The organism is Pseudomonas sp. G166, from assembly GCF_037027455.2.
In the GTDB taxonomy this organism is placed as follows: domain Bacteria; phylum Pseudomonadota; class Gammaproteobacteria; order Pseudomonadales; family Pseudomonadaceae; genus Aquipseudomonas.
The window spans coordinates 2,017,490-2,042,151 of the sequence record NZ_CP146985.1; the positions used below are offsets into that span (position 1 = coordinate 2,017,490).

At 59.4% G+C, this 24,662-nt stretch carries 23 protein-coding genes; 17 read left to right on the plus strand and 6 right to left on the minus strand.

Annotation, left to right across the window (positions count from 1 at the left end; all coding sequences use genetic code 11):
* Positions 1-4 precede the first annotated feature (4 nt).
* The 12 genes from SGN16_RS09065 to SGN16_RS09120 all read left to right on the plus strand — a co-directional run bounded on the left by SGN16_RS09065 (position 5) and on the right by SGN16_RS09120 (position 9,190).
* On the plus strand, positions 5-1,102 hold the full coding sequence (locus SGN16_RS09065; RefSeq protein WP_335944898.1) for an IpaD/SipD/SspD family type III secretion system needle tip protein: 1,098 nt from the start codon (positions 5-7) through the stop codon (positions 1,100-1,102).
* Positions 1,103-1,272: 170 nt separating this feature from the next.
* Positions 1,273-1,500, plus strand: a complete 228-nt coding sequence (locus tag SGN16_RS09070) for a phosphopantetheine-binding protein (RefSeq protein WP_339102107.1) — start codon at positions 1,273-1,275, stop codon at positions 1,498-1,500.
* Between the two features lie 111 nt (positions 1,501-1,611).
* Positions 1,612-2,853, plus strand: a complete 1,242-nt coding sequence (locus tag SGN16_RS09075; protein WP_335944896.1) for a methyltransferase domain-containing protein — start codon at positions 1,612-1,614, stop codon at positions 2,851-2,853.
* 298 nt (positions 2,854-3,151) lie between these two features.
* Positions 3,152-4,411 (plus strand): winged helix-turn-helix domain-containing protein, encoded by a 1,260-nt coding sequence (locus SGN16_RS09080; protein WP_339102095.1) that lies wholly within the window; start codon positions 3,152-3,154, stop codon positions 4,409-4,411.
* Positions 4,408-4,881: a transglycosylase SLT domain-containing protein gene (locus SGN16_RS09085; RefSeq protein WP_335944894.1), complete on the plus strand. Its 474-nt coding sequence runs from the start codon at positions 4,408-4,410 to the stop codon at positions 4,879-4,881. Before SGN16_RS09080 ends, SGN16_RS09085 begins: the two co-directional genes overlap by 4 nt.
* A gap of 117 nt (positions 4,882-4,998) precedes the next feature.
* Positions 4,999-6,177 carry a PrgH/EprH family type III secretion apparatus protein gene (locus SGN16_RS09090; protein WP_335944893.1) on the plus strand — a complete coding sequence of 393 codons (1,179 nt, stop codon included), beginning with the start codon at positions 4,999-5,001 and terminating at the stop codon, positions 6,175-6,177.
* A 3-nt stretch (positions 6,178-6,180) separates the two neighbouring features.
* Entirely contained in the window at positions 6,181-6,444 is a 264-nt protein-coding gene (gene sctF, locus SGN16_RS09095) for a type III secretion system needle filament subunit SctF (RefSeq protein WP_281728960.1), read from the plus strand.
* Between the two features lie 59 nt (positions 6,445-6,503).
* Positions 6,504-6,812: a type III secretion system inner rod subunit SctI gene (gene sctI / locus SGN16_RS09100; RefSeq protein ID WP_210643620.1), complete on the plus strand. Its 309-nt coding sequence runs from the start codon at positions 6,504-6,506 to the stop codon at positions 6,810-6,812.
* Positions 6,809-7,531, plus strand: a complete 723-nt coding sequence (locus SGN16_RS09105) for an EscJ/YscJ/HrcJ family type III secretion inner membrane ring protein (protein ID WP_335944892.1) — start codon at positions 6,809-6,811, stop codon at positions 7,529-7,531. Before sctI ends, SGN16_RS09105 begins: the two co-directional genes overlap by 4 nt.
* Positions 7,518-8,084, plus strand: coding sequence for a secretion system protein (locus SGN16_RS09110; protein WP_335944891.1), 567 nt, complete (start codon positions 7,518-7,520; stop codon positions 8,082-8,084). Before SGN16_RS09105 ends, SGN16_RS09110 begins: the two co-directional genes overlap by 14 nt.
* Positions 8,056-8,763, plus strand: coding sequence for an oxygen-regulated invasion protein OrgB (locus SGN16_RS09115; protein ID WP_335944890.1), 708 nt, complete (start codon positions 8,056-8,058; stop codon positions 8,761-8,763). The genes SGN16_RS09110 and SGN16_RS09115 overlap by 29 nt, the downstream gene beginning before the upstream one ends.
* Positions 8,753-9,190 carry a hypothetical protein gene (locus tag SGN16_RS09120; RefSeq protein WP_335944889.1) on the plus strand — a complete coding sequence of 146 codons (438 nt, stop codon included), beginning with the start codon at positions 8,753-8,755 and terminating at the stop codon, positions 9,188-9,190. The genes SGN16_RS09115 and SGN16_RS09120 overlap by 11 nt, the downstream gene beginning before the upstream one ends.
* A gap of 86 nt (positions 9,191-9,276) precedes the next feature.
* Here SGN16_RS09120 and SGN16_RS09125 read toward each other — a convergent pair whose 3' ends face one another.
* Positions 9,277-10,770 carry a hypothetical protein gene (locus SGN16_RS09125; protein ID WP_335944888.1) on the minus strand — a complete coding sequence of 498 codons (1,494 nt, stop codon included), beginning with the start codon at positions 10,768-10,770 and terminating at the stop codon, positions 9,277-9,279.
* A 221-nt stretch (positions 10,771-10,991) separates the two neighbouring features.
* On the opposite strand from SGN16_RS09125, the gene SGN16_RS09130 reads away from it, so the two are divergent.
* Entirely contained in the window at positions 10,992-12,011 is a 1,020-nt protein-coding gene (locus SGN16_RS09130; protein WP_210643626.1) for a quinone-dependent dihydroorotate dehydrogenase, read from the plus strand.
* Between the two features lie 195 nt (positions 12,012-12,206).
* Here the strand turns inward: SGN16_RS09130 and SGN16_RS09135 are convergent, their stop codons facing one another.
* On the minus strand, positions 12,207-12,422 hold the full coding sequence (locus SGN16_RS09135; protein WP_003223300.1) for a ribosome modulation factor: 216 nt from the start codon (positions 12,420-12,422) through the stop codon (positions 12,207-12,209).
* 531 nt (positions 12,423-12,953) lie between these two features.
* On the opposite strand from SGN16_RS09135, the gene rlmKL reads away from it, so the two are divergent.
* A complete protein-coding gene (rlmKL, locus tag SGN16_RS09140; protein ID WP_210643627.1) occupies positions 12,954-15,224 on the plus strand; it encodes a bifunctional 23S rRNA (guanine(2069)-N(7))-methyltransferase RlmK/23S rRNA (guanine(2445)-N(2))-methyltransferase RlmL in 2,271 nt (756 codons plus the stop codon).
* A gap of 143 nt (positions 15,225-15,367) precedes the next feature.
* Entirely contained in the window at positions 15,368-17,752 is a 2,385-nt protein-coding gene (locus SGN16_RS09145) for a diguanylate cyclase (RefSeq protein ID WP_335944887.1), read from the plus strand.
* 90 nt (positions 17,753-17,842) lie between these two features.
* On the opposite strand, the gene dacB is transcribed toward SGN16_RS09145, so the two are convergent.
* Positions 17,843-19,309, minus strand: a complete 1,467-nt coding sequence (gene dacB / locus SGN16_RS09150) for a D-alanyl-D-alanine carboxypeptidase/D-alanyl-D-alanine-endopeptidase (RefSeq protein ID WP_210643629.1) — start codon at positions 19,307-19,309, stop codon at positions 17,843-17,845.
* 232 nt (positions 19,310-19,541) lie between these two features.
* Between dacB and SGN16_RS09155 the strand changes: the two genes are divergently transcribed.
* Positions 19,542-19,886, plus strand: a complete 345-nt coding sequence (locus SGN16_RS09155) for a YggL family protein (protein ID WP_025212695.1) — start codon at positions 19,542-19,544, stop codon at positions 19,884-19,886.
* 168 nt (positions 19,887-20,054) lie between these two features.
* Here SGN16_RS09155 and SGN16_RS09160 read toward each other — a convergent pair whose 3' ends face one another.
* The gene (locus SGN16_RS09160) at positions 20,055-21,245 is read right to left on the minus strand and encodes a benzoate/H(+) symporter BenE family transporter (protein WP_210643630.1); all 1,191 of its coding nucleotides are present in this window, start codon (positions 21,243-21,245) and stop codon (positions 20,055-20,057) included.
* A gap of 243 nt (positions 21,246-21,488) precedes the next feature.
* Between SGN16_RS09160 and SGN16_RS09165 the strand changes: the two genes are divergently transcribed.
* Positions 21,489-22,253, plus strand: coding sequence for a GntR family transcriptional regulator (locus SGN16_RS09165; RefSeq protein ID WP_003183531.1), 765 nt, complete (start codon positions 21,489-21,491; stop codon positions 22,251-22,253).
* 135 nt (positions 22,254-22,388) lie between these two features.
* On the opposite strand, the gene guaD is transcribed toward SGN16_RS09165, so the two are convergent.
* Both guaD and xdhC read right to left on the minus strand, forming a co-directional pair.
* Positions 22,389-23,693, minus strand: coding sequence for a guanine deaminase (guaD, locus tag SGN16_RS09170; RefSeq protein WP_335944886.1), 1,305 nt, complete (start codon positions 23,691-23,693; stop codon positions 22,389-22,391).
* A gap of 19 nt (positions 23,694-23,712) precedes the next feature.
* Positions 23,713-24,555: a xanthine dehydrogenase accessory protein XdhC gene (gene xdhC, locus SGN16_RS09175; RefSeq protein ID WP_335944885.1), complete on the minus strand. Its 843-nt coding sequence runs from the start codon at positions 24,553-24,555 to the stop codon at positions 23,713-23,715.
* Positions 24,556-24,662 lie beyond the last annotated feature (107 nt).

Consider the following 24,662-nt stretch of genomic DNA (forward strand, 5'->3'; position numbering starts at 1 on the left):
ACTCATGGAAATCACCCAATTTGCTCGTTCGCCCATTGTGTTGCTGCCGAACGTGGAGGCCATCACTGATACAGCGCCGCCTCCCGAGGTACCCGTTGAGGAACAAACGGTCAGCTCCCTGACGCATCTGGTGGACAGGTCGATGAACGCAATGAACCGCAGCCTTGGCAATATGCTCAAGTGCCCGGCAATCACCGCCGAGCAGAAGGAGGGCATGGCCGCCGAGGCGACAGCGCAGCAGTTCATCGCGGAGGTTGTCGAACAGATCCACGGCAAGCGTGACCGCGCACAAATGTTGGCCATGCAACTGCGCCAGTGCTGCGCCGTGATGGCCCACAGCTTGAAGACCGGGCTGTTGGACGAAAGCCAGCTCCAGCAGGTCGATGACGAACACAACCAAATCATCTGCACCCTCGAACGACATCTGCAAGAGCACAAGCCTCTCGATATCGCAGAGGCTTTGGATGCATCGATAAATTCATCGAATGACTTCTTCGAAAAACTCCTTGAACTGATCGACCTGATCAAGAACGGCTACCTCGCCGGCTACGAACACATCATCTCGGCCTATACGAACTTCTTCGCCGCCTTCAACGCCCGAATCACTGCAATGATGAGTAAGTGGGTCGATGGGGCGAACGATGGTAAAGACGTGAAGTTGAAAGCGGGTGAACTGCACGCTGCGTTGACACAATTGATCAACGATTTCAGCCATCCAAACCCGGATTCCATTCTTTTTCCAAAACCGGGGGAAGGTGGAGCCAGCGAGGAAGAAGCAGACAAATGGCGTCAAGCGCTGGGCCTGCCTGACAGTTGCCTCAAAAAAAACGCTGACGGTACCTGGTGCGTGGTCATCGATACCGGGCCGCTGACGTTAATGAAAAAAGACCTGCCGTCCAGCGGCACGGTGACCTGGAACACCGCCAAGTACAACCAATGGCAAACCGGTTTCAACGCTCAGGAGGAACGCCTGAAAAACATGCTGCAGTCGTTGACGCAGAAATATTCGAATGCCAATTCGTATCATGACAATTTTAATAAGACGTTGTCGGCGCATTTGAATCAGTTTGCGGATATGTTGAGGGCGATGTTGAATTTTTGATGCAAATGTTAGAGGTGTGAGGTTTTTATCTAAAAGATGAGTGTTGTCGCTGGTTGGTTTGATTCAGAGTTGTGCTTGGGTTTTGCCCTGTTGGATAGGTTATGTGTAAGAATTTTAATGCTGGGAATGAAGTTGAGTTGCAGGTGGTAAGGGTGTTATCAAATTTTTCAATGGGAGGCCGGAATGTTGAGGTTGGTTTACGGTTGATTGAGGATCTATATATTGATTCGATGAGTTTGGTTGAGATCGTTATGATGCTGAATGAAATGTTTAGCATTGAGTTGCCGGCGGAAGGGGTGGGGATGTGCAGGACGGTTAAGGATATATGTGATTTGGTGGAAAAAAGCAGGGTATGGCGAAGGGGTGTTTACTCTGGTGTAAATGAATCAAGGATGTAGTTAGGGGATGCCTGACTGGATTTGGAGTGAATGTCGAGTTGATACCCAAGCATGCCAATAAGCATGTCTTGAGTAAATCTGGGCGTGATAAATATTTAAAGGATTTGGAAAATGGTTGCAAGTGCTGGTTTGAATTCCCCGACTTCTATCTCGTTTCGGCCTTCTATGATGGAGTCCATACCTTCTGTTGGGACGAGTCAACAGGAAAACTTGGATGTTAAAAGTGAGTATTTTATAGGGGATTTTTTAAGGCTGCATGGGGCGAAAATAGAAAGAAATGGCGATGTAAGACAAATCATGACCTATCATGCTGATAATAATGAATGGTCTATAAAATCAGAATGTAAAGAACAGTTATTGAGCAAGCTTATGGAGGTTGTGAAGAGTGGTGGAGAGCAAATTCACAATCGGGTCTTTTTGGATGTGATTCGTGATTGGTATCATGGGTTGGATGCGGCCAGTAAAATTGAAAATACCGTTGTAGCTAATGATCATCTGAATGCCAAGGGGCAAAGTATTGCAAGGATGATATTGGAGGCTAATCACAATCTTGGACAAGGCGCAGAATCTATTCGATTGCTGGATGTGGGGGGTAATGATGGGAAACTAACTTCGTACGTTGCTTCTCATGTTGCAGATTACTCGAACTCACCTGTGCATCCTTATGTTCTTGAAGTGGAAACCGGTGTGAGTTGGGATCATAACTGTCATGAGGTTTCTACTGCTCATAATGATAAAAATCAACCTGTGAAAACCATCTATTATGATGGTCACGATATGGCGTCTGGCAGGGTGTTTGGCGAGGATGGCAGCAATCCATTGTCGGACGGTCTTGGCTTTGATTGTGCTATGTACCAACACTCTCTTCATCATTTTCCAAGCCCCGAGATCCAGCAGCAAAGTCTTGCTCAGATTGCTGGCCTTTTAAAGGAAGGGGGAGTATTGACCATTTCCGAACATAGCAGTGCTTTAGGTGGGCACGAGCTTGATTTAATGCATATGGTGACGGAAGTGTACTCGGATCTTTATCGGTATCCGGAGATTTCAGGTGATGAACTTGAAGGTCGATATAATTCATACGTTGAGAAGGAAACACCCTCCAACTATTTCTCTCAGGCTCGTTTGTTGGATATGGCTCAAAAAGTTGGGTTGACTCCAAGTAGCTCTACTGCTATTAGTGAAAAAACAGAGAGAACTTATTCTATGACATTCGTGAAAATGGAAGGATTTGATTTGGATCGTGATCGCTCGTTAGAGGCGCTTTTAGATTTGGATGCTTTAAAGGCTGGAACTAAAAAATATGAAACTACATCCCTCGGTCCATTGACGAGGTCTTTGGATGGAGGGTTCTAGTTGGCTGCTCGTATGAGTTCAAGTGTGTCAGTTAAGTTTTTATTTTTTGTCTGGAAAATATTGAATAAGCTCTGATGTTTTGAGTGATGCCTTGTATCTTAGATGCAAGGCATTTTTTATGAGGTCACTTTTCTGCTTTTTCCTACACTGATAGATGTGCTTTCCTCAATTAATTAGCGCGTCGTCCTACGGAATCCCCCCACACATCTTCCTATAGTCACGCAGCCCGCCATCCCGAGCCTGTCCCCCCACAGGCTCAATCGCGCTTCAGTAACTTTCTATAGAGAAATCCCAGAGTATGGACAGTGCAACTGATCAACCGCTGGTGAAGTCGTTCGTTTTTGACCACTGGCTATTGCAAAGCGATGGAACGCTGATGCGAGATGGACAAGGAGTTCATGTTCCCCCCAAAGAACTACACGTACTGCGCCTGCTGCTGAAATCGGCGGGCGCGGTCGTGAGTAAGGATTATCTGCTGGACCATGTCTGGCCGCGGATGGATGCGGCGGAGGAGTCGTTGACCCGTTGTATCTATGCCTTGCGCAAGTTGTTCAAGGAGAACAAGGGCTACATTGCGACGGTTTACGGCCAGGGTTATCGGTTCACCGGTCCCGTGGTTGAGCTCGACGTGACGAACCAGGCGAGGGCGGTGGCACCTTCGTTGGCGGTGTTGCCTTTTCGCAATCTGGACGAGATCGCGGCGCTGGATCTGCAGGATCTGATGATCCGCCAACTGACCACGGCGTTCGGTGAGGCATTGCACATCATTCCCTCGGGGCTGATCGCGGCCTGCAGGGCGTCGGGCGATGTGCCGTCGTTGGCCGGGCGGCTGTCGGCGGATTATTGCTTGAACGGTCGTTTTATAGGCGCGGGCGGGCTGCAACACTGGTCGATCGAGTTGATTCGTGGACGCGACCAGGCGTTGCTGCATGGGCAGACGCTGGATGCCTGGGATCCGGGGGAGGCGCTGGGCGCATTGACTTGCCTGGTTGCTCAACGCGTACCCGGGTTGCGTCCGGTCGGTGAGCGCTGTGGGTCTTACGCGGTGGCGGTGGCGTATCTCAATGGCTTGTGCAATGTGCAGCAGCACACGGTACAAAGCCTGCGCGATGCCCAGGTACTGTTCAGGCAATGTTTGAAACTCGATCCCGGCTACGCGCCGCCCTGGTGCGGTTTGGCGGATGTGTGGCTGGGACAGGCGATGATGGGCCTGGGTGATCCCGAGCGCGCCATCGAAGAAGCTCATTCGGCGGTTTCCAAGGCCTTGGCGCTGGACCCCGGCAGCATCCCGGCATTGACGCGCCTGGCGTTGCTCACCAGTTTGCGCGGTTGTGAGGAGGCGGCCCAGGTGTTATTCCGGCAGTGTCTGTTTTCGGCCGATCAGGCTGATGTGCTGTATTTCCATGCCTGGCATCACTGGTTCTGGCGGCGCAACGAACAGGCGGCGGACATGATCGACCGATGCCTGGAACATGATCCGGGTTGTGTACGGGCGCAGATTATGCGGGCGCGTATTCACGAGCAACTGACGTGGATCCGCGAGCGGCGCCTGGCATGAAGCGGCGCAGGAGCAAATGGTTGTGCTGGCCGGTGTGTCTTGGCCTGGGGCTTGGCATGGCCCAGGCGCACGCCTGGTGCTGGAGCAGGGCGGGGCAGTTGCATGCCATCGAACCCGAACTGCTGCAAGCGATTGCCGATGTCGAATCCGGGCAGCGGCCAGACGCGATCAACCACAACCGCAACGGCACCCGCGATATCGGGCTGATGCAGATCAACAGCATTCATCTACCCCGATTGCGTGCCCGAGGCATTACCGAGCAACGCCTGCTGGATGAGCCGTGCCTGTCGGTGGAGGTCGGTGCGTCGGTGCTGGCCGAGTTTATCGCCCGTCATGGCTACAACTGGACGGCGGTCGGCGCCTACAACGCCGGCAACTCACCCAACCGGCAAGCCGCGCGGCTTCGCTACGCGCGCAAAGTCTGGCAACGCTATCGAGTGCTCACCCAGGCTCGACAAGCGGCGCATTGAACAGGCCGGCGCGGGATTCTGATCGTTTGCCCCTGGCAATCGGCAGAATTCGATCAGGAATCCTGCCGCCGGCCTTCCTACCCTGTGTGCTCATTCGACTGCCCTGGAGTTTGGACGGTGACAGTCCCGACGGCCCCCACCCTACAGCCCTGCGTCTTGCGGATCCTCAACGGTCCGTTGCAGGGCTGCGAATTTGCGCTTGGCCAAGGCACCACCTTGTTCGTGGTCGGTGCGGTGGATGTGCTCGGGGACGGTGCGTTGTCGGCCAGTGTTCCGGCGGATGCCATCTTCGTGCCCCTGGAGCAAGGCGGATGCAATTTTGAGGTGCTGGCCGATCAGGCCGCGCTGGACGGCTTGCCGTTGCGACTGCTCGGCGATCCAGTGGAAGTGCGCCACTGTGCCTTTCAAGCCAGGGTGCAGGTCGGTGGTCTGCACATCGCCTTGCGTCCCGAGGATCAATCCTGGGCGCCTGAGGTTTTCGACCTGTCACACGGCGTGCCTTCCGATGCAGCCGTTTTCATGCCCTGGCGTGGCCCTTGGACTCGTTGGATCGCTGGTGGTCTGGCGCTGGTGGCGTTGATCACTGTGATTGGCCTTTGGTCGATGCCCGGGCCGAGGCCGGAAACCGATATCCGCGCGATGATCACTGGCGCCAGTGCCCAGGTCCAGGTGCTGCGCGGTCGTGATCATTCGGTCTACGTCTTGGTGTCTTCCGAGCGGGATGCCGGTTGGAGTCGCCAGGTGTTGACCCGCCACAACACGCTGAACGGCCAGGTGCTGATGATCGATCAGGAGCGTCGCCGGCTGGAGCAGGTGCTGGTGGACCATGACCCGCAGCTGGCCTGGCATTTTCTGGACCTCAAGGACCCGTCGGTGCCGCGACTGTTGCTCAGCGCCCAACGCAATCTACTCACGCCCGACAAGCAGGCACAACTGCTCGATACGCTGCTCGCGGCGGCGCCTTATGCCCGTGACGTCGTGGTGCAGATGCAGGATGACAGGCTGCTCGCCGATCTCGCCCAGGGCGGTTTGCAACGTCTTTCACTGGCCTTCAGCCGGTTCGAACACCAAGGCAGCGTGACGTTTGCCGTCGAGGGCAACCTGCAGGATTCCGAGCTGGCCGCCGCTCGCCAGTATGTCGACAGTTTCTACCGGCAGTGGGGTGATCGCTACGTGCACTTCGCTGTCGAGCTCAAGGACGACGCGCTCAAGGGCAAGTCGTTTCAAACCGGCCCCCAGGGCTACGTCAAGACGAGTCCTTCGTCCTGGCTTTTTTCAAACAAACAGAGCAGGTGACATATGGCTGGTATCCCGATCATGTTTCCCGATTTTCCCGATGACTTTCTCGGAGAGCAGGCCGCTGCGTTCGAGCGCGGCGCTCAGAGCCTCAAAGAGGCCCTGGATAAAGCCCTCGATGAGCTCAAAATCGATGCGTCGGACCCTGGAAAGCTCGCCGCCTACCAGACCGCATTTTCGTCCTACACGGTATTCCGAAACGCCCAGACCAACACGGTCAAGGGCTTCAAGGATATCGACATGGCGATCATCCAGGCGGCTCGCTGACGCTTGCTCTTTCGGCTGGCCATTGCTCGTGACAATGGCCATTTTCATGAGTGCCTCGTATGTCTATCCCAAGTATTTCCCCGTCGCTTATCGCGCGCTCTGCCTTCGTTGAATTGCGTGGCCCGCAGGAAGGCCCGACCGTTTCCCTGGAATCGCGCCTGATCGAAGCGTTTGCCGGTTCTGCCGTCGACAGCGCGCAAGACGTCTCGGCGATCAACCAACTGATCCAGCGCCCGGATATCACCGACCCTGAAGTATTGGCCCAGTTGCAGGAGCTGACCGGGCAATACAACGTCGACATCAACTTGCTCAACGTACTGGTGCGCAAAGCGGTGGGCACGGCAGAAACCCTGTTGCGTGCGTCATGAGGTCCGGCCTGTTGTTGCTGCTGATGTGCCTGGCGCTGACGGGGTGTCGCCAGCCGAGTCTGCTGGAAGGGCTGGATCAGCAGCAGGCCAACGAAGTGCTTGCGGTGCTGCAACGCAACAACATCGCGGCGGTGAAAGTCGACGGCGGCAAAGCCGGCTATGCGGTGAAAATCGATCAGCTGGATTTTTCCGCCGCGGTCGATCTGCTCAACCTCTATTCCTTACCGTCCCGGCCACGCCTGCAAGTCGCCGAGATGTTTCCGTCCGACTCCCTGGTGGCTTCGCCCCGCGCCGAAAAGGCCCGGTTGTATTCGGCGTTGGAGCAACGCATCGAGCAGTCGCTGGCGGTGCTCGAAGGTGTGGTTTCCGCACGGGTCCATGTCAGTTACGACCTGGATGCCGGCGAGGGCGGGCGCAAGTCGGCACCCATTCATCTTTCGGCGGTGGTGTTGCATGAGCGTGATGTCGAAGCGCAATTGCTGATCACTGACATCAAGCGTTTTCTCAAGAACAGTTTTGCGGCGGTGGAGTACGAGAACATCTCGGTGGTGCTGTCCAAGCGCTCGCCGATACAGCATGTCGCGCCGTCGGTGGCCGCACCGCAGGGGAAGTCATCCTGGCCTTGGTTGTTCGCCGTGATCGGCGGGTTACTGCTGGCCGGCGGTGCAGCCTGGGTTTACCACCAGTCAAACGCAGGGCGACGTGATGTCGGACATTGAGGGGCTGCAGCGGATCCTCGCCGAGCCCCTGGGTTATCTGCATCCTCAACGTTTGGTGATACCGGCGGGATTCGAGGGGGAGGCGGCACGCAGCCTGCTCAACCGCATCGTGCTTGAGGGGCTGGCACTGCACGGGCCGTGGCCATCGACGCCGCTGACCGGTGTGGCGAAACAATGGGTTCGTCATTGGCGCCGATTGCCCTATATCGCCTCGCTGTTGGGCGCCTATCGCTTGATGCCCGACCTGGCGCGCGGTGCGGCGCTGCGCTGCTTGCCGGTGTCGGTTCGGCGCTTCGCCGGCTACAGCCTCGGCGCGCGAAGCGGCCCGCCAATCGAGTGCTCGCCCGTTGCCATGGAGCAGGTCGAAGCCGCCGGCCTCAATGCGTTATGGAGCTGGCACGGGCAAGTTCCGCCGATGTTGCTTGAACGCCTGGCCTTGCAATTCTCCGAGCCGGTGGTTCGTTTGCACCGGCAATGGCCCCTCTTGAAACCTGATCCCACGCTTTTCTTTTTGGCGGTGCAGCATGCTCGATTCCATCCGCGCCCTGAGTGACCTGCCGGCGTCTGCGGACGTACGCCTGGCCCGCGAGGACGTCGTTGCCGCGCGCCGCCGTCACGCCTTGCAGCGCGAGGCCCAGCGTCGGGCGCGCGAGTGTGTCGAGCAGGCCCAGCGCGAGGCCGACGCGGTCCAGGCGCAGGCATTTCAACAAGGTTATGCCGAGGGCATCCTGCGGGCGACCGGCCACCTGGCTGACGGCCTGCTGAAGACGCAAACCCTGGCGCTGCAATTACGCAACGAACTCGCCCGAGCCGCGGATGACGTGCTCGCACAGGCCTTGAGCCGCCCGCAATGGTTGGACGAAATGCTTGAACGCTGGCTGGCCGGGCAAGCGGGCGATTCAGAGGCGGTGCTGCACGTATTGCTGCCGCTGCATTGTCGCCCGCGTGGCGATGAACTGCGCGTCAGCTTGCGCGAGCGTTGGGCTGGCGAGCTGATTGTCGAGTATCACCCGCAAGACCGCTATGTGCTGCGGCTGGCGGATCAACTGCTGGAGTTCGATGTTGGAGCGACCCGGGAACGGCTGGCGCCAAGGTTATTGGCGAGCATCGCTGATCTGCCGGAGTCGGTCCGTACCCTGGACCAAGCCTCGCTGCAGGCACTGACCGAGCTGTGTTCGAGCTTTGCCGTTACCACGCAGACCGCCCCCGGAGAAGTCCGTCATGAAGATTGAATCAATGAGCGCTTCCAGTCCCGTTGAGCACGGCGCCAGTGCGTCGGTCGAGACGCTGGAATCACGCTTGCTGGCCGCTCGCCAGGAAGCGTCTGGCAACAAACGCCCGGACCCTGAGTTCGAGCACTTGTATCAATTGCTGCTGGCCATGGAAGGGCAAGGGGAGAAGGCGATTCATGAGTTTCTCCGCACCCTGCGGGGAGCGGATGGAGCAACCGCTGCGTACCCCACCGCCAAGGCGTTGAAGGCGATCACGCAACAGGTTCTGTATCGATTGAAGGACGAGGGCCTGGAAAAGTCGCAGCTCTATAAGGAAGTCCTCGGGGCCAATGGCCTGGCGTTCGCCATGGAAGTCTTTGTCTTGGGCGTGATGCGCGATGTGATGCAGCCGATGGGGGATGACGCTTGGGAGAAGAGTGAGTGGTGAGGTAGTGCCGGCCATTATGCACAACAGAGACTGATTGCTTGTGGTGAGGGAGCAAGCTCTCTCGCCACGGTGAGCGTGTATTCAGGTCAGGAATTGGATGCCGGGTTGGTGCGCTCACTGATGTAGGTCGTGCCGGGACGGACAGCTAACACGGCGATGGCGACCGCTACATTGGCCATATGGTCGACCATTTCCTTGGGAATGGACAGGCTCGAAAAGAATCGGGATGCTGCGATGACGGTGCCCATGATGATCTGGCCTATGGAGGTTCGTATTGCATTGGTGGACAGCAGTTGGTTGCCCGCCTGCTCGGCAGTGGGTATTCGTACCGAGATCGGGTTGATCCGAAAACCCTCTCCAGAAGGTTTTTCCTGTAAGGCGTGCATCGCTTCGCCCATGAGCACTTGGCCGAGGACATCGGCTCCGGCGTTGTAGGCCCCCCGCAATACATCGTCTCCCAGTATCGGGCGCAGGGACTCGACAATGTGCTCGGCCTGGGCTTCGATCGGCAGATTCGCATCGTGCGGGGTATTGGCCTGTTGTTCCACCCAGGTCGACAGCTGGAAGGCAAAGCTCTCCAATTCGGAGGCTGGGGGCGTGTTGCCCTGCGCCATGACGTACCCGGGGCCGGAGTGCGGCGCGGTGTAGTTCATGCCGGTGAAGGACAGGAACTGGAGCACTCCGTTCAGCGCGCCAGCGGCTGCCGTACCGCCGGGGTTGGGTTTTGCATTGTCCCCCGTGGGGAAGAACAGACTCACCAGGTCCTGGGCAAACGTGTAGAACGCCATTTGCGAGCCGAAGGATGCCAAGGCCGGCAGCGCGGTTGGAACGGTTACGGCGGCTGTCAGGGCGAGAGCCGATACTATGAGGGTGATGAGACGAGCCATGCGTGTTTCGGTGTTCGCGGTTCCATTGCACTCGTCCCTGATGGCGCCGAGGATGTTCAGCAGTGGGCCGATGCACTGGGCAACTGCACCCATCACGCTGCGGGTCAGTGGCGAAGCAGCATTGGATTGGAGGTTTTTTTCCAGGGCGAACCCCACCAGTTGCCTGAGCACCGTGAGTGTGCCGGTGACCAGGCCGGTGCGCAGGCCGGAAATGGTCAGGTTGCTGGCCCAGCGTCCGAGATCGCCTTCGAATTCGTTGTTGACCAGTTTGCCCAGTTGTTCGCCGAGGTATCCCAGGATGATTTGGCCGCGTTGTATGAACGAGTCGGAATCTGACGAATGGCTTGAGTTTTCGAACAGCGCCAGATCGTGAATGTCCAGATAAAAATCGTTGGTGAGGTCGTTAGAGTCGCCGTTTAGCTGTACTGCGATGGCGTCGATGAATCGCTGGGTAGGGTTGTCTGCCTTACTCCTTTGCTCAGAGATGAATGCGTTGAATGCCTCGTCGACGCTCATCAGCCCAAACTTAACCTGTTCCGCTGAAAGCGAGCTTCTTTGCTCGGCAGGGATGATTTCATCGAGCATCTCGATAATGGTGTGGGATGAGCGCTCTTTGCTATCAAGGTTGGCGACCGGGGTGGATTCATTTGGAGTGGATCGAGTGATAGGTGAAGCTGGGGACGAGATATGCATTGTTGATCCTGCGTGACGAATGGCTACTGGGTTGCTGTCGTTGCAGCTGCATCGCTCTTTTGCAGGCTTTTGGCGCTTGCAACTATCAAATAACGCTCCGAGGCAAAGAGGCGCGGCGCGTCGGTGCAAGGATGGAACCCGGAATCAAAGCGCTTCTCGCCGCTAGCGCTCCTGCTCGGTATAATCCCGTCACTTTTTATTGCCCTGAGTCAAACCCACCCATGTACACCCTGGCCCGTGAGCTGCTGTTCAAACTTTCCCCGGAAACCTCCCACGATCTGTCCCTGGACCTGATCGGCGCGGGCGGGCGTTTGGGCCTCAATGGGTTGCTGTGCAAGGCCCCGGCGAAATTGCCGGTGACGGTCATGGGCCTGGAATTCCCCAACCCGGTCGGGTTGGCGGCGGGGCTGGACAAGAATGGCGCGGCCATCGACGGGTTCGCCCAGCTGGGTTTCGGTTTCGTGGAAATCGGCACCGTCACCCCACGCCCGCAGCCGGGCAACCCCAAGCCACGGCTTTTCCGCCTGCCACAAGCCGAGGCGATCATCAACCGCATGGGCTTCAACAACCTGGGTGTCGACCATTTGCTGGCCCGGGTGGCGGCGGCCAAGTACAAGGGCGTGCTGGGCATCAATATCGGCAAGAACTTCGACACGCCGGTGGAGCGGGCCGTCGACGACTACTTGATCTGCCTGGACAAGGTCTACGCCCATGCCAGCTACGTGACCGTCAACGTCAGTTCGCCGAACACCCCGGGCCTGCGCAGCCTGCAATTCGGTGATTCCCTCAAGCAACTGCTCGCCGACCTGGCCCGCCGCCGCGCCGAGTTGGCCGTGACGCATGGCCGGCATGTGCCGCTGGCCATCAAGATCGCCCCGGACATGACCGACGAAGAGACCATCCAAGTCGCCCAGGCCCTGATCGAGACCGGCATGGACGCGGTGATCGCCACCAACACGACCCTGGGTCGCGAAGGGGTCGAGGGGCTGGAACACGGTGACGAGGCGGGCGGGTTGTCGGGTGCGCCAGTGCGTGACAAGAGCACCCACACCGTGAAGGTGCTGGCCGCCGAACTGGCGGGGCGCTTGCCGATCATCGCGGCGGGAGGCATCACCGAAGGCCGGCATGCCGCCGAGAAAATCACCGCCGGGGCGAGCCTGGTGCAGATTTATTCGGGCTTTATCTATAAGGGGCCGGCGTTGATTCGTGAATCAGTGGATGCAATTGCGGCGTTGCGTTGATTGATCTTTTGAAGGCTACGCAGACCCACAATGGTGTTCACAGTCAGAGTTAGAAACCCTGTTCAGAGAACCCAGGCATTAAAAAGGGCTCCTCGAAGGAGCCCCCTGGGCCGAAGCCCGCCGTCCGGATGGGACGCGCGTGGTTAAATCGATGTGAGTATCAAATTGTCGAGTTCTTGAGTGTTGAGCCCTGTGTCAGCCGACGGCGTGAAGTTCGTTGAGTCTATGGATACCCGCAGTGCCGGTCATACCGTCCCAGTTGTCGCCGCGTCCTTCTCGCCAGCCATTGATCCAGGCTTGACGTACCGACGGTAGAGTAAAGGGGCAAAGCTCACGGGATTTACCACCAACGCCATATTGGTAACCGCGTAAAAATGCTCTTTCCAACGGATCACGCTTAAGTCTTCTCATAGGGTGTTTCCCTCACTTGTTGACTGTTGCTTCGCGTCGACCTCTATCGAGGCCGGGGCAGAATCATTCTGCCGTTGGTGGCTCGTTGCCGGCGTGACGAGCCGAGGTGTTGACGCCGTTGCGACGTCAACCTGTGTTGAGTTCTAACCAAAGCGTCACATGGATGGAATGATCGTTTTGTCATAAGCACGTAACAATAAAGACGTTAGGGCGATAAGTAACATGCTGTTCGATGCCCGCTAATGAGCAAGACCCCTGTATGATCGGCCCTGCGCCGAAAGGCGCTGGCTTGGCCCGGATGAGAATGTCCTCCCGTTGCACTCGGGTACTATTCGACGAAAGGGACAAGTTTTCACAATTTGTTGTACAGAATTTTTTATCTGCCTTCGCATCCAAGCTCTTCTAACCTGAGCCGCGAGGGCGGAATGGCACACTTTCGTGCCACGCGGGTGCTCTTGAGAAAAGCACCTGATTGAACCCGGCCCGGCAATGCGTTGCCCGGTCCACTTAGCCAAAGGCTCTGGAAATCCCATGTCCGATCGTTTCGAACTCTTCCTCACCTGCCCCAAGGGCCTCGAAGGCCTGCTAATCGAGGAAGCCGTCGGGCTTGGCCTTGAAGAGGCGCGCGAACACACCTCCGCCGTGCGCGGCATGGCCGACATGGAAACGGCGTATCGCCTGTGCCTGTGGTCGCGCCTGGCCAACCGCGTGTTGCTGGTCCTCAAGCGCTTCCCGATGAAGGACGCCGAAGACCTGTACCACGGCGTGCTGGACGTCGACTGGCAAGACCACATGCTCGCTGATGGCACCTTGGCGGTGGAGTTCAGCGGCCATGGTTCGGGCATCGACAACACCCACTTCGGCGCCTTGAAGGTCAAGGACGCCATCGTCGATAAACTGCGCACGCCGTCGGGCGAGCGACCGTCCATCGACAAGCTCAACCCGGACCTGCGCATTCACCTGCGCCTGGACCGCGGTGAAGCGATCCTTTCCCTGGACCTCTCCGGCCACAGCCTGCACCAGCGCGGCTATCGCCTGCAGCAAGGCGCTGCACCGCTGAAGGAAAACCTCGCCGCCGCGATCCTGATCCGTGCCGGCTGGCCGCGCATCGCCGCCGAAGGCGGGGCGCTGGCCGACCCGATGTGCGGCGTGGGTACGTTCCTGGTGGAAGCCGGGATGATCGCTGCCGACATGGCGCCGAACCTGCGTCGCCAGCAGTGGGGCTTCACCGCCTGGCTCGGCCATGTGCCGGCGCTGTGGAAGAAGCTCCACGAGGAGGCCAGCGAGCGTGCCGCCGCCGGCCTGGCCAAGCCACCGTTGTGGATTCGCGGCTACGAGGCCGACCCACGGCTGATCCAGCCGGGCCGCAATAACGTCGAGCGGGCGGGCCTGAGCGAGTGGATCAAGATCTATCAAGGCGAAGTCGCCACCTTCGAGCCGCGCCCGGACCAGAACCAGAAAGGCCTGGTGATTTGCAACCCACCGTACGGCGAGCGTCTGGGCGACGAAGCCAGCCTGCTTTACCTCTACCAGAATCTGGGCGAACGTCTGCGCCAGGCCTGCCTGAACTGGGAGGCCGCGGTGTTCACCGGCGCGCCGGACCTGGGCAAGCGCATGGGCATTCGCAGCCACAAGCAGTATTCGTTCTGGAACGGCGCCTTGCCGTGCAAGTTGCTGCTGATCAAGGTGTTGCCGGATCAGTTCGTCACCGGCGAACGTCGCACTCCGGAACAGCGTCAGGCCGAGCGTGAGCAAGCGGCATATGATCAGGCTCCTGAAGTCCCGCAAGAGCGCCAGTACAACAAAAATGGCAACCCGATCAAGCCAACTCCGGCTCCGGCCCCTGTGGTCGAGCAGGCCCGTTTGAGCGAGGGCGGGCAGATGTTCGCCAATCGCCTGCAAAAAAACCTCAAGTTGCTGAGCAAATGGGCCAAGCGTGAAGGCGTGGACTGCTACCGAGTCTACGACGCTGACATGCCGGAATACTCCATGGCCATCGACCTGTATCACGATTGGGTGCACGTCCAGGAATACGTCGCGCCAAAATCCATCGATCCGGAAAAGGCCTCGGCCCGACTGTTTGACGCCTTGGCGGCGATCCCGCAGGCACTGAACGTCGATAAGAGCCGCGTGGTGATCAAGCGTCGTGAGCGCCAGAGCGGCACCAAGCAGTACGAGCGCCAGAGCGCCCAAGGCAAGTTCACCGAAGTCAACGAAGGCGGCGTGAAGCTGCTGGTCAACCTCACCGACTACCTGGACACCGGCCTGTTCCTCGACCACCGGCCAATGCGCCTGCGGATCCAGAAAGAGGCGGCCGGCAAACGCTTCCTCAACCTGTTCTGCTACACCGCGACCGCCAGTGTCCACGCGGCCAAGGGCGGCGCGCGCAGCACCACCAGCGTCGACCTGTCGAAAACCTACCTGGATTGGGCGCGCCGCAACCTGTCGCTCAATGGTTTTTCCGACAAGAACCGCTTGGAGCAGGGCGATGTGATGGCCTGGCTCGAAGCCAGTCGGGACGAGTACGACCTGATCTTCATCGACCCACCGACCTTCTCCAACTCCAAGCGCATGGAAGGGGTGTTCGATGTGCAGCGCGATCACGTCCAGTTGCTGGACCTGGCCATGGCTCGTCTGGCGCCGGGTGGCGTGTTGTATTTCTCGAATAACTTCCGCAAGTTCCAGCTCGAGGACAATCTCAGCGAGCGTTATGCGGTGGAAGAGATCACGGCCAAGACCATTGATCCGGATTTTGCGCGCAATAGTAAGATCCACCGTGCCTGGAAGATCATGGCCCGTTGACCCGTAGCTGATTGGATCCACGAAGCCTTGTAATTCAAGGCTTCTGGCCTCTTTTTAGGGCTGGTCAAAGTAATGGCTAATAGCTATAACTTAGGCTGTGCCCAGGGCTGTGCCTATGCCTGGCTCCTTTCTGAGTTGTATTTATGGCATTGCATCAGGTGCGTCCCAGAATCTTGGGCTTTATCAGCGAAGATGTGTCGGCCTGGCTGGTGGCTTCGCTGGTCTTGCTGGCCGGTACGTTCCTGACCGGGTTGCTGACCTGGGCGATGATGAATCTGTTCAATCAGCAATTGCGCCAACGCTTCGAGCTGCAGGCCGAGGAGCGTTTCAGCCGCATTGAGGAGCGCTTCCAGGGGCAGGAGCAACGCCTCGATAGCCTGAGGCTTTTCTTCGCCAATTCTGACGGGGTTTCCCTCAGCGAATTCCGCGGCTACGCCGAAGCGCTGTTGCGGCGCACCCGTGCCTTGGCCTGGGCGCCACGGGTGCGTCGGGACGAACGGCCGTCGTTCGAGCAACGGGCGCGGGCCGAAGGGGCAGATAACTTTGCCATCCGTGAGCCGGATGCCACCGGTGGCCTGCGACAGGCCGCTGAACGGGACGAGTACGCGCCCGTGGTCTACCTCCAGAGCCAGGCCCCCAACGGGGTACCGTTGGGACTGGATCTGCTTGCTGACCCACTACGCCGTGCTGCGCTCGAGCGGGCCCGTCAACGTGGCGAACTGGTGGTCTCGCAGCCATTGGACCTGTTGGGCGTCGACCCGGCCTTCAACCGTGGAGTTTTGCTGGTGGCGCCGGTCAGTCGGGCGTCTGCTAAGGAGCCGTTCGGTTACGTGGTGGCGGCCATCAGCATGCGTCAGTTGGTAGGCGATGGCCTGCCGGAGCCTGATCATGACAACCTTTCGATGCGCGTCCTGGATCTGTCCTCTGATGATGGCGAGGAAGTGCTGTTCGAGTCCCTCGACCCACCGGTCGACAGTAATTTGTCGGCGATCCGCCTGCTACGCCTGGCCGATCATGACTTTCGGGTGGAATTGCGGCCCAGTGGCACCTTCCTGGCGAGCAACCATTCCACGGTGGTAAGCCTGGTGGTGTTGGGCGGCTTGCTCAGCCTGTTACTCAGCGTCCTGCTTTACGTGTTGGTCAGCCAGCGGCAACGGGCCTTGAAACTGGTGGATCAGCGTACCCAGGAACTGCGCGCCCGTGAGCAGGAATTGCGCGGAACCCATGGGCAGTTACGTGGCGTGCTGGATGCCGCGACCCAGGTCGCGATCATCGCCACGGACCTGCGCGGCGTCATCACCACGTTCAACGCTGGCGCCGAACAGATGCTTGGCTATGCCAGTTGCGAGGTCCTGCAGAGCATGACCCTCGAAGGCCTGCACGTCCCCCGCGAACTCCAGGCCCGGGCCACACAGCTTGGCGCGCGCTATGGCAAACCGATCCCTACGTGCCACGCCATGCTGGTCGAAGGCGGCGAACAGGGTGGCCAGCAGGCACGGGAATGGACACTGGTGCGTCGCGATGGCAGCCATCTGACGGTGAATATGCTGGCCACGCCGATGTTGGATGACCAAGGGCTGTGGGTCGGCCACCTGGCGATCTGCATCGATATCACCGAACGCAAACGTGTCCATGAGGCCCTGGCTGCCCGGGACCTGTTACTGAAAAAGCTCAGCGCCCATGTTCCTGGCGGCATCTACCAATTCAAGATGGATTTCAACGGTCGTTTCAGCGTGATTTATGCCAGTGATGGCATTCGTGACATCTACGAGTTGGAGCCAGATGTACTGGTCCAGAACGCTGAAGCGATTTTCTCGCGCATTCATCCATTGGACGGCACGCGGGTCCGCGCTTCAATTCGTGCTTCGGCCGCGACGTTGAGCCCTTGGCGTGAAGAGTACCGCGTGCAACTCCCGGTGCGTGGTGTGCGCTGGGTGCGTGGTGAGGCCACGCCTGAGGAGTTGCCCGGGGGCGGTGTGTTGTGGCACGGCTATATCTCGGATATTTCCGATCTCAAGCGGGTGGAAGAAGAGTTGCGGGCATTGTCCGTGACCGATGCCTTGACCGGCATTCGCAACCGGCGCTATTTCCAGGAACGCCTGACCTCGGAAATGGCCCGGGTCGAACGGGGTTCCGGCGAACTGGCGGTCATCATGCTCGATATCGATCACTTCAAGCGGATCAACGATCAGCACGGCCATGCCGTGGGTGACCGTGTGTTGCAGGCGGTCTGCCAGCGGATCGCCCAGCGGCTGCGGCGTACCGACGTGTTCTGTCGGCTGGGCGGGGAAGAGTTCGTGGTGCTGTGTCCTGACACGGACGGTACCAGTGCTCATGCACTGGCGATTGGGCTGTGGGAAGGTTTGCGTGGTGCGCCGATCGATGACGTGGGCATCGTCACTGCCAGTTTTGGTATTGCCAGCTGGCGGGTCGGGGAGGGCGCGGATGCGCTGCTGTTGCGGGCCGATTCAGGGGTGTATGCGGCCAAGCAGGCTGGGCGGGATCGGGTCGATGTGCAGTTGGGATAGCTGGCTAGGTATACGCGGTCAAGTGTGGGAGCGAGCAAGCCCGCTCCCACACGGTTCTCTGTGCCGCTGAAGTTGCGGCGAATCGAAGAATTAGAGCACCGAAGCCGTCTGCGGCAGTTTTGGCTGGCGGTACAAGTCCAGCAGCACCTGGTCCAGCACCGATGACGCACCCCATGGTTTTGGATCATTGAGGATCGCCACCACCGCCCAGGTGTTGCCATTGATGTCACGGCTGAAGCCGGCGATGGCGCGGACGGTATTCAGGGTGCCGGTCTTGATGTGGGCTTCACCGGCCATGGCGGTGGTCTTGAGGCGTTTGCGCATGGTGCCGTCGGTGCCGGCGATTGGCATCGAGCTGATGTACTCCGCCGCATACGGGCTGTTCCAGGCGGCTTGCAGCATCGCCGCCATTTCCCGGGCGCTGACTCGTTCGGCGCGGGACAGGCCGGAGCCGTTCTCCATCACCAGGTGCGGCGCAGTGATGCCTTTCTTGGCCAGCCACTGGCGCACCACCCGCTGCGCCGCCTTGGCGTCATCACCGTCGGCTTCGTTACGGAACTGCGCGCCAAGGCTCAGGAACAGTTGCTGGGCCATGGTGTTGTTACTGTATTTGTTGATGTCGCGGATGATCTCCGCCAGGTCTGGCGAAAACGCCCGGGCCAACACCTTGGCGCTGCTCGGGGTCGGGGCCAGGCGGTCCTTGCCCTGGATGCTGCCACCGAGCTCTTTCCAGATCGCCCGCACGGCTCCGGCGGTGTAGGTAGCGTGATCGAGCAGCGACAGGTAGGTCTGGGAACTGCAACCGTCACCGAGCTGACCGCCCACGGTCACCGTCACGCTGCCGTCTGCCTGGGTCACCGGGTTGTAGCGCACGCCGCCGGCGCATTGCTTGGAGTTGACCGCCTTGACCTGGTTCTCGATACGAATGCTGGCGATCGGCGGCTCCACCGACACCAGGACCCGACCGCCGTCATTGCGGGCGACGAAGCGCAGGGCCTTGAGGTTGACCAGCAGCGAGTCGGGCTTGACCAGGAACGGTTTGTTTTCGTCGTTGCCGTCGTCGTTGAACTCGGGCAGTTGTGGCTGGATGAAGAAACTGCGGTCCAGCACCAGGTCGCCGGTGACTTGTTGCACGCCGTTGGCCCGCAGGTCACGCATCAGCAGCCAGAGTTTTTCCATGTTCAACTTGGGATCGCCGCCGCCCTTGAGGTACAGGTTGCCGTTGAGGATCCCGCCGCTGAGGGTACCGTCGGTGTAGAACTCGGTTTTCCACTGGTGATTGGGGCCGAGCATCTCCAGGGCCGCATAGGTGGTCACCAGTTTCATGGTGGAGGCCGGGTTCACCGAGACGTCGGCGTTGTGCAGGGTCGGGGTGCCGGGGCCGTTGAGCGGGACCATCACCAGGGACAGGGCATCGTCTTGCAGCTTGCTGGCCTTGAGGGCCTTTTGCACGTTGGGCGACAGGGCGGTGTTGATGGTGGCGGCGCTGGTGGTGACAGGCAGCGCCAAAGGAAGAAGAAGGCTGGCCAGAAGCAGTGGACGCAAAGATTTGATCATGTGAAATAAAACCCTACGGGCGAGGGGGAAAAGACGAGGACATGGAAATGAACGTCCTCAACGGTCATGAAAGTGTCGGCATTATGCCCCAAGGTACAACGGCTTGTGCCGTGCTTGAGCCCTTCGGGGTGGTATTTTTTTACCGACGGTAGGTCGACTCACCGATCAGTCGGGCAATCGATGCACCAAACTGGTAAAGTGCCGGCCGTTATTACTTATGAGGATTGTTCCAATGGCGACTAACCGTTCCCAGCGTCTGCGCAAAAAACTGTGCGTGGATGAATTTCAAGAGCTGGGTTTCGAACTGAACCTGGATTTCAAAGAAGATCTGGCTGATGAGGCTATTGACGCTTTCCTCGACGCTTTCCTCAAAGAAGCCATGGAAGCCAACGGCCTGGGCTATGTAGGCGGCGACGACTATGGTCTGGTTTGCCTGCAGAAGCGTGGCTCGGTCACCCAAGAGCAGCGTGCAGCCGTTGAAGCCTGGCTCAAGGCGCGTCCTGAGCTGACCAGCGTGGAAGTCAGCCCGCTGATGGACGTCTGGTACCCGGAAAAGCCGATCAATCCGGTCGCTTGATGTTCAAAAACCGGCAGCCCGTTTGGGTGCCGGTTTTTTTGTGCCTGTCTGTTGGGTATGTGTTGTCCTTCAGGCCGCTATCGCGAGCAAGCTCGCTCCCACAATGGTGATGTGAACGACACAAATCCCCTGTGGGAGCGAGCTTGCTCGCGATGCTCTTGAAGGCTGTCAGGCGCTACGCCAGTTCAGGATCAGCAAGGTCAACACTCCCGCCACAATCCCCCAGAACGCCGAACCGATGGAAAACAGCGTCAGCCCCGATGCCGTGACCATGAAGGTGACCAGCGCCGCCTCCCGTTCCCGGGCTTCGCTCATGGCGATGCTCAAGCCATTGATGATCGAGCCGAACAGTGCCAGCGCCGCGATGGACAGCACCAGTTCCTTGGGCAGCGCGGCGAATAACGCCGCCAGTGTCGCGCCGAACACCCCGGCGACCCCGTAGAAAATCCCGCACCAGACCGCCGCCGTATAGCGCTTGCTGCGATCTTCGTGGGCATGCGGTCCGGTGCAGATGGCGGCGCTGATGGCCGCCAGGTTGATGCCATGGGAACCGAAAGGCGCCAGCAGCAACGAAGCGATGCCGGTGCTGGTGATCAACGGCGAGGCTGGCACGGTGTAACCGTCGGCCCGCAGCACGGCGATGCCGGGCATGTTCTGTGAGGTCATTGCCACCACGAACAGCGGGATGCCGATGCTGATAGTGGCCGCCAGGGAAAAGTGCGGCGTGGTCCAGACCGGTGTCGCGACTTCCAGGGCAAAACTGCTGAAATCCAACAGCCCCAGCAGGCCGGACAGCGCGGTGCCCATCAACAGTGCCGCCAGTACCGCGTAGCGGGGCGACAGGCGCTTGACGATCAGGTAGGTGAAAAACATCCCCAGCACCAGGCCGGTGCGATGTTGGGCGGCGATGAAGATCTCACTGCCGATCTTGAACAGGATGCCCGCCAGCAGCGCTGCCGCCAGCGAGGCGGGAATGCGCTTGACCAGGCGCTCGAAGCTGCCGGTCAGGCCGCAGATCGTCACCAGCAGCGCACAGGTGATGTAGGCGCCGATGGCCTCGCCATAACTCACACCGCCCAGGCTGGTGATCAGCAACGCCGCCCCGGGTGTCGACCAGGCGATGGTGATCGGCGTGCGATAACGCAATGACAGGCCGATGGAACACACCGCCATGCCGATGGAAATCGCCCAGATCCACGAGGAAATCTGGCCACTGGTCAGCCCCGCTGCCTGTCCGGCCTGGAACATCAGCACCAGGGAACTGGTGTAGCCGGTCATCATCGCGATGAACCCGGCGACGATGGCCGAGGGAGAAGTGTCAGCCAGTGGGCGAAGTGGCGTGGTCGTGACTTCGGTCATGGTGGGCGGTGGTCCTTGTTGTAGATTTGACTGGCTTGGTGGAGCCACAGGTTGCGGGTTTAAGCCTAAACTCAACGAAGTCACCGATTGCAATACAGCCGTGCCCGCAAACAGCCGTACAGTCGTGTTGCCATCAGAGGTTGTGTACAATCGAGGTGTTTTTTACGCGATACTTGCCAGCGCCCCGCTGTGCCGTATTACAGTCACGGTCAATTCGCCGCAGTTCTCCCGACTCGAGTGCCCATGAACGAACAGTTGCAGCCCCTCAAGAAACAACCGCGCGCAGGTAAAGCCGGCCGCAGCGGAACCCAGGACGATATTGTCTATGCGCATATCTTCGAGGCCATCCTCGAACAACGCCTGGCGCCCGGTACGAAGTTGAGCGAAGAGGCGCTGGGGGAGATTTTCGGGGTCAGCCGCACCATCATCCGCCGGGCGCTGTCACGCCTGGCCCATGAAGGGGTGGTGTTGCTGCGGCCCAATCGCGGTGCCGTGGTGGCCAGCCCAAGTGTCGAAGAGGCGCGCCAGGTGTTCATGGCCCGCCGCCTGGTAGAGCGGGCGATCACCGAACTGGCGGTGCAGCATGCCACTGCCGAACAGCTGGCTGAACTGCGGCAGATGGTCAGCGACGAGCGCGACAGCTTCTCCCGCGGCGACCGCGGCGCCGGCATCCGCTTGTCGGGCGAGTTCCACCTCAAACTGGCCGAAGCGGCGAAAAACGCCCCGCTGATCAGCTTCCAGCGCAGCCTGGTGTCGCAGACTTCGCTGATCATCGCTCAATACGAAAGCGGCAACCGTTCCCACTGTTCCTATGACGAACACACCCAGTTGATCGACGCCATCGAGGCTCGCGACGCCACGCTGGCGGTGGACCTGATGATGCATCACATGGACCACATCGACAGCAAGCTCAACCTCGACGAAGAAAGCGCTTCGGATGATTTGCATGCGGTGTTTTCGCATTTGTTGCAGAGCAAGAAGCCTGGACGGTCGACGGCCAAGCTGTAACCCTACCCCGATCATTCCCACGCTCCGCGTGGGAATGCCTCAACGGACGCTCTGCGTTCGGCTCTTGGGACGCGGAGCGTCCCGGGCTGCGTTCCCACGCAGAGCGTGGGAACGATCAATACAGACGCTGAAACTTTAGCGCTGATGCACCAACCGGCCAGCCGCATAAGTCTGCGCCACCGTCCGGTCATCCCCCAGCGTCATCAACACAAACAACTTCTCGGCAATATTTCGGGCCTGCTTGAGGCGATAGCCCAGCAGTGGTGTGGCGTTGTAGTCCAGCACCAGAAAGTCCGCGTCGGTACCCGGCTGCAACGTCCCGATCTTGTCCTCCAGCCGCAAGGCCCGGGCGCCGCCGAGGGTCGCCAGGTACAGCGATTTGAATGGGCTCAGCCGCGCCCCCTGTAGCTGCATCACCTTGTAGGCCTCGTTCAAGGTTTGCAGCAGCGAAAAACTGGTGCCGCCACCCACATCGGTGCCCAATCCCACGTTCACCTTATGCCTTTCGGCCATCGGCAGGTTGAACAGGCCGCTGCCCAGGAAAAAGTTCGACGTCGGGCAGAACGCGATGGCCGAACCGGTCTCGGCCAGGCGTGCACATTCGTCGTCGCACAGGTGCACGCCGTGGGCAAACACCGAACGCTCGCCAAGCAACTGGTAATGGTCGTAGACGTCCAGATAACCTTTACGCTCCGGGAACAGTTCCTTGACCCACTGCACCTCCTGCAGGTTTTCACTGATGTGGGTCTGCATGTACAGGTCTGGATATTCCCCCAGCAGTTGACCGGCCAGGGTCAATTGTTCCGGCGTGCTGGTAGGCGCGAAACGAGGGGTCACGGCGTAATGCAGGCGGCCCTTGCCGTGCCAGCGCTCGATCAGCGCCTTGCTTTCGCTGTAACTGGATTCGGCGGTGTCGACCAGGTAGTCCGGGGCGTTGCGGTCCATCATCACTTTGCCGGCGATCATGCGCAGGTCGAGCTTCTGGGCCACTTCGAAAAACGAATTCACCGATTGCGGGTGCACGCTGCCGAACACCAGCGCCGTAGTGGTGCCGTTGCGCAGCAGTTCCTTGACGAAAATGTCGGCCACCGCATCGGCGTGGGTCTTGTCGGCGAACTGGCGTTCGCAGGGGAAGGTGTAGGTGTTGAGCCAGTCCAGCAACTGCTCGCCGTAGGCGCCGACCATGCCGGTCTGCGGCAGGTGAATGTGGGTGTCGATGAAGCCGGGGGTGATCAGCGCATCCGGGTAATGATTGATTTCGATGTCCGCCGCCAGGCTCGGCAGTAAATCGCAGGCGTGACCAATAGCGCTGATCTGGCCGTTCTCCACCACCAGCAAACCGTCTTCGAAATACTCATAGGATGCTTCGATGCCAACTTCGGCGGGGTCGGCAAGGCTGTGGAGCAGGGCCGCGCGGTAGGCTTTGCGTGTCAGGGGCATGGGAATTCTCAACGATTGTTCAACGGTTCGCCTGGCTGCGGCGCGAGGCTGGCAGCAGCTTGGCAATCGGTTCGGAGCGGGCGGTGTGCTGGCCGAAATCAGCGTTATAGGTGGCGATGATTTCGCCGGCGATGGAGATGGCGATTTCCACCGGCAACTTGCCTTTGACTTCGCCGATGCCCATGGGGCAACGCATACGTTGCAATGTGCTGCTGTCGAAGCCGCGGTCGCGCAGGCGATGTTCGAACTTGACCCGTTTGGTCTTCGAGCCGATCAGGCCGAAGTAGGCGAAGTCGTTGCGCTTGAGGATCGCGGCGCTCAGTTCCAGATCGAGCTGGTGGTTGTGGGTCATGACAATGCAGTAGCTGCCGGCGGGTAATTCGTCGACCTCATCCAGCGGGTCTTCGCTGACGATCTTGCGCACACCGTGGGGCAGTTGTTCGGGAAACTCGGCTTCCCGCGCGTCGATCCAGCGCACCTTGCAGGGCAGGCTCGCCAGCAGCGGCACCAAGGCGCGACCGACATGGCCGGCGCCGAATACGGCGATCTGCGCCTGGACCTGGCCCATGGGTTCGAACAGCAAGACGGTCACGCCGCCGCAGCACTGGCCCAGGCTGGCGCCGAGGCTGAAGCGCTCCAGATGCGTGCTTTGCTGGCCGCTGGCGAGCATTTGCCGGGCGAGCTCCATGGCCTTGTATTCCAGGTGCCCGCCACCAATGGTGTCGAACGTCTGGCTGGCGCTGATGACCATTTTCGAACCGGCGTTGCGCGGTGTGGAGCCAAGCTCTTCGATGATCGTCACCAGTACGCAGGGTTCACCGCGATCTTGCAGGTCGGCGAGGGCGCTGATCCAGTTGTACATATTCACCTCGACATCTCTGTTGTCTGTTCCGGCCTCATCGCGAGCAAGCTCGCTCCCACATTGGGTCGGTGTTCACAAATCCCCTGTGGGAGCGAGCTTGCTCGCGA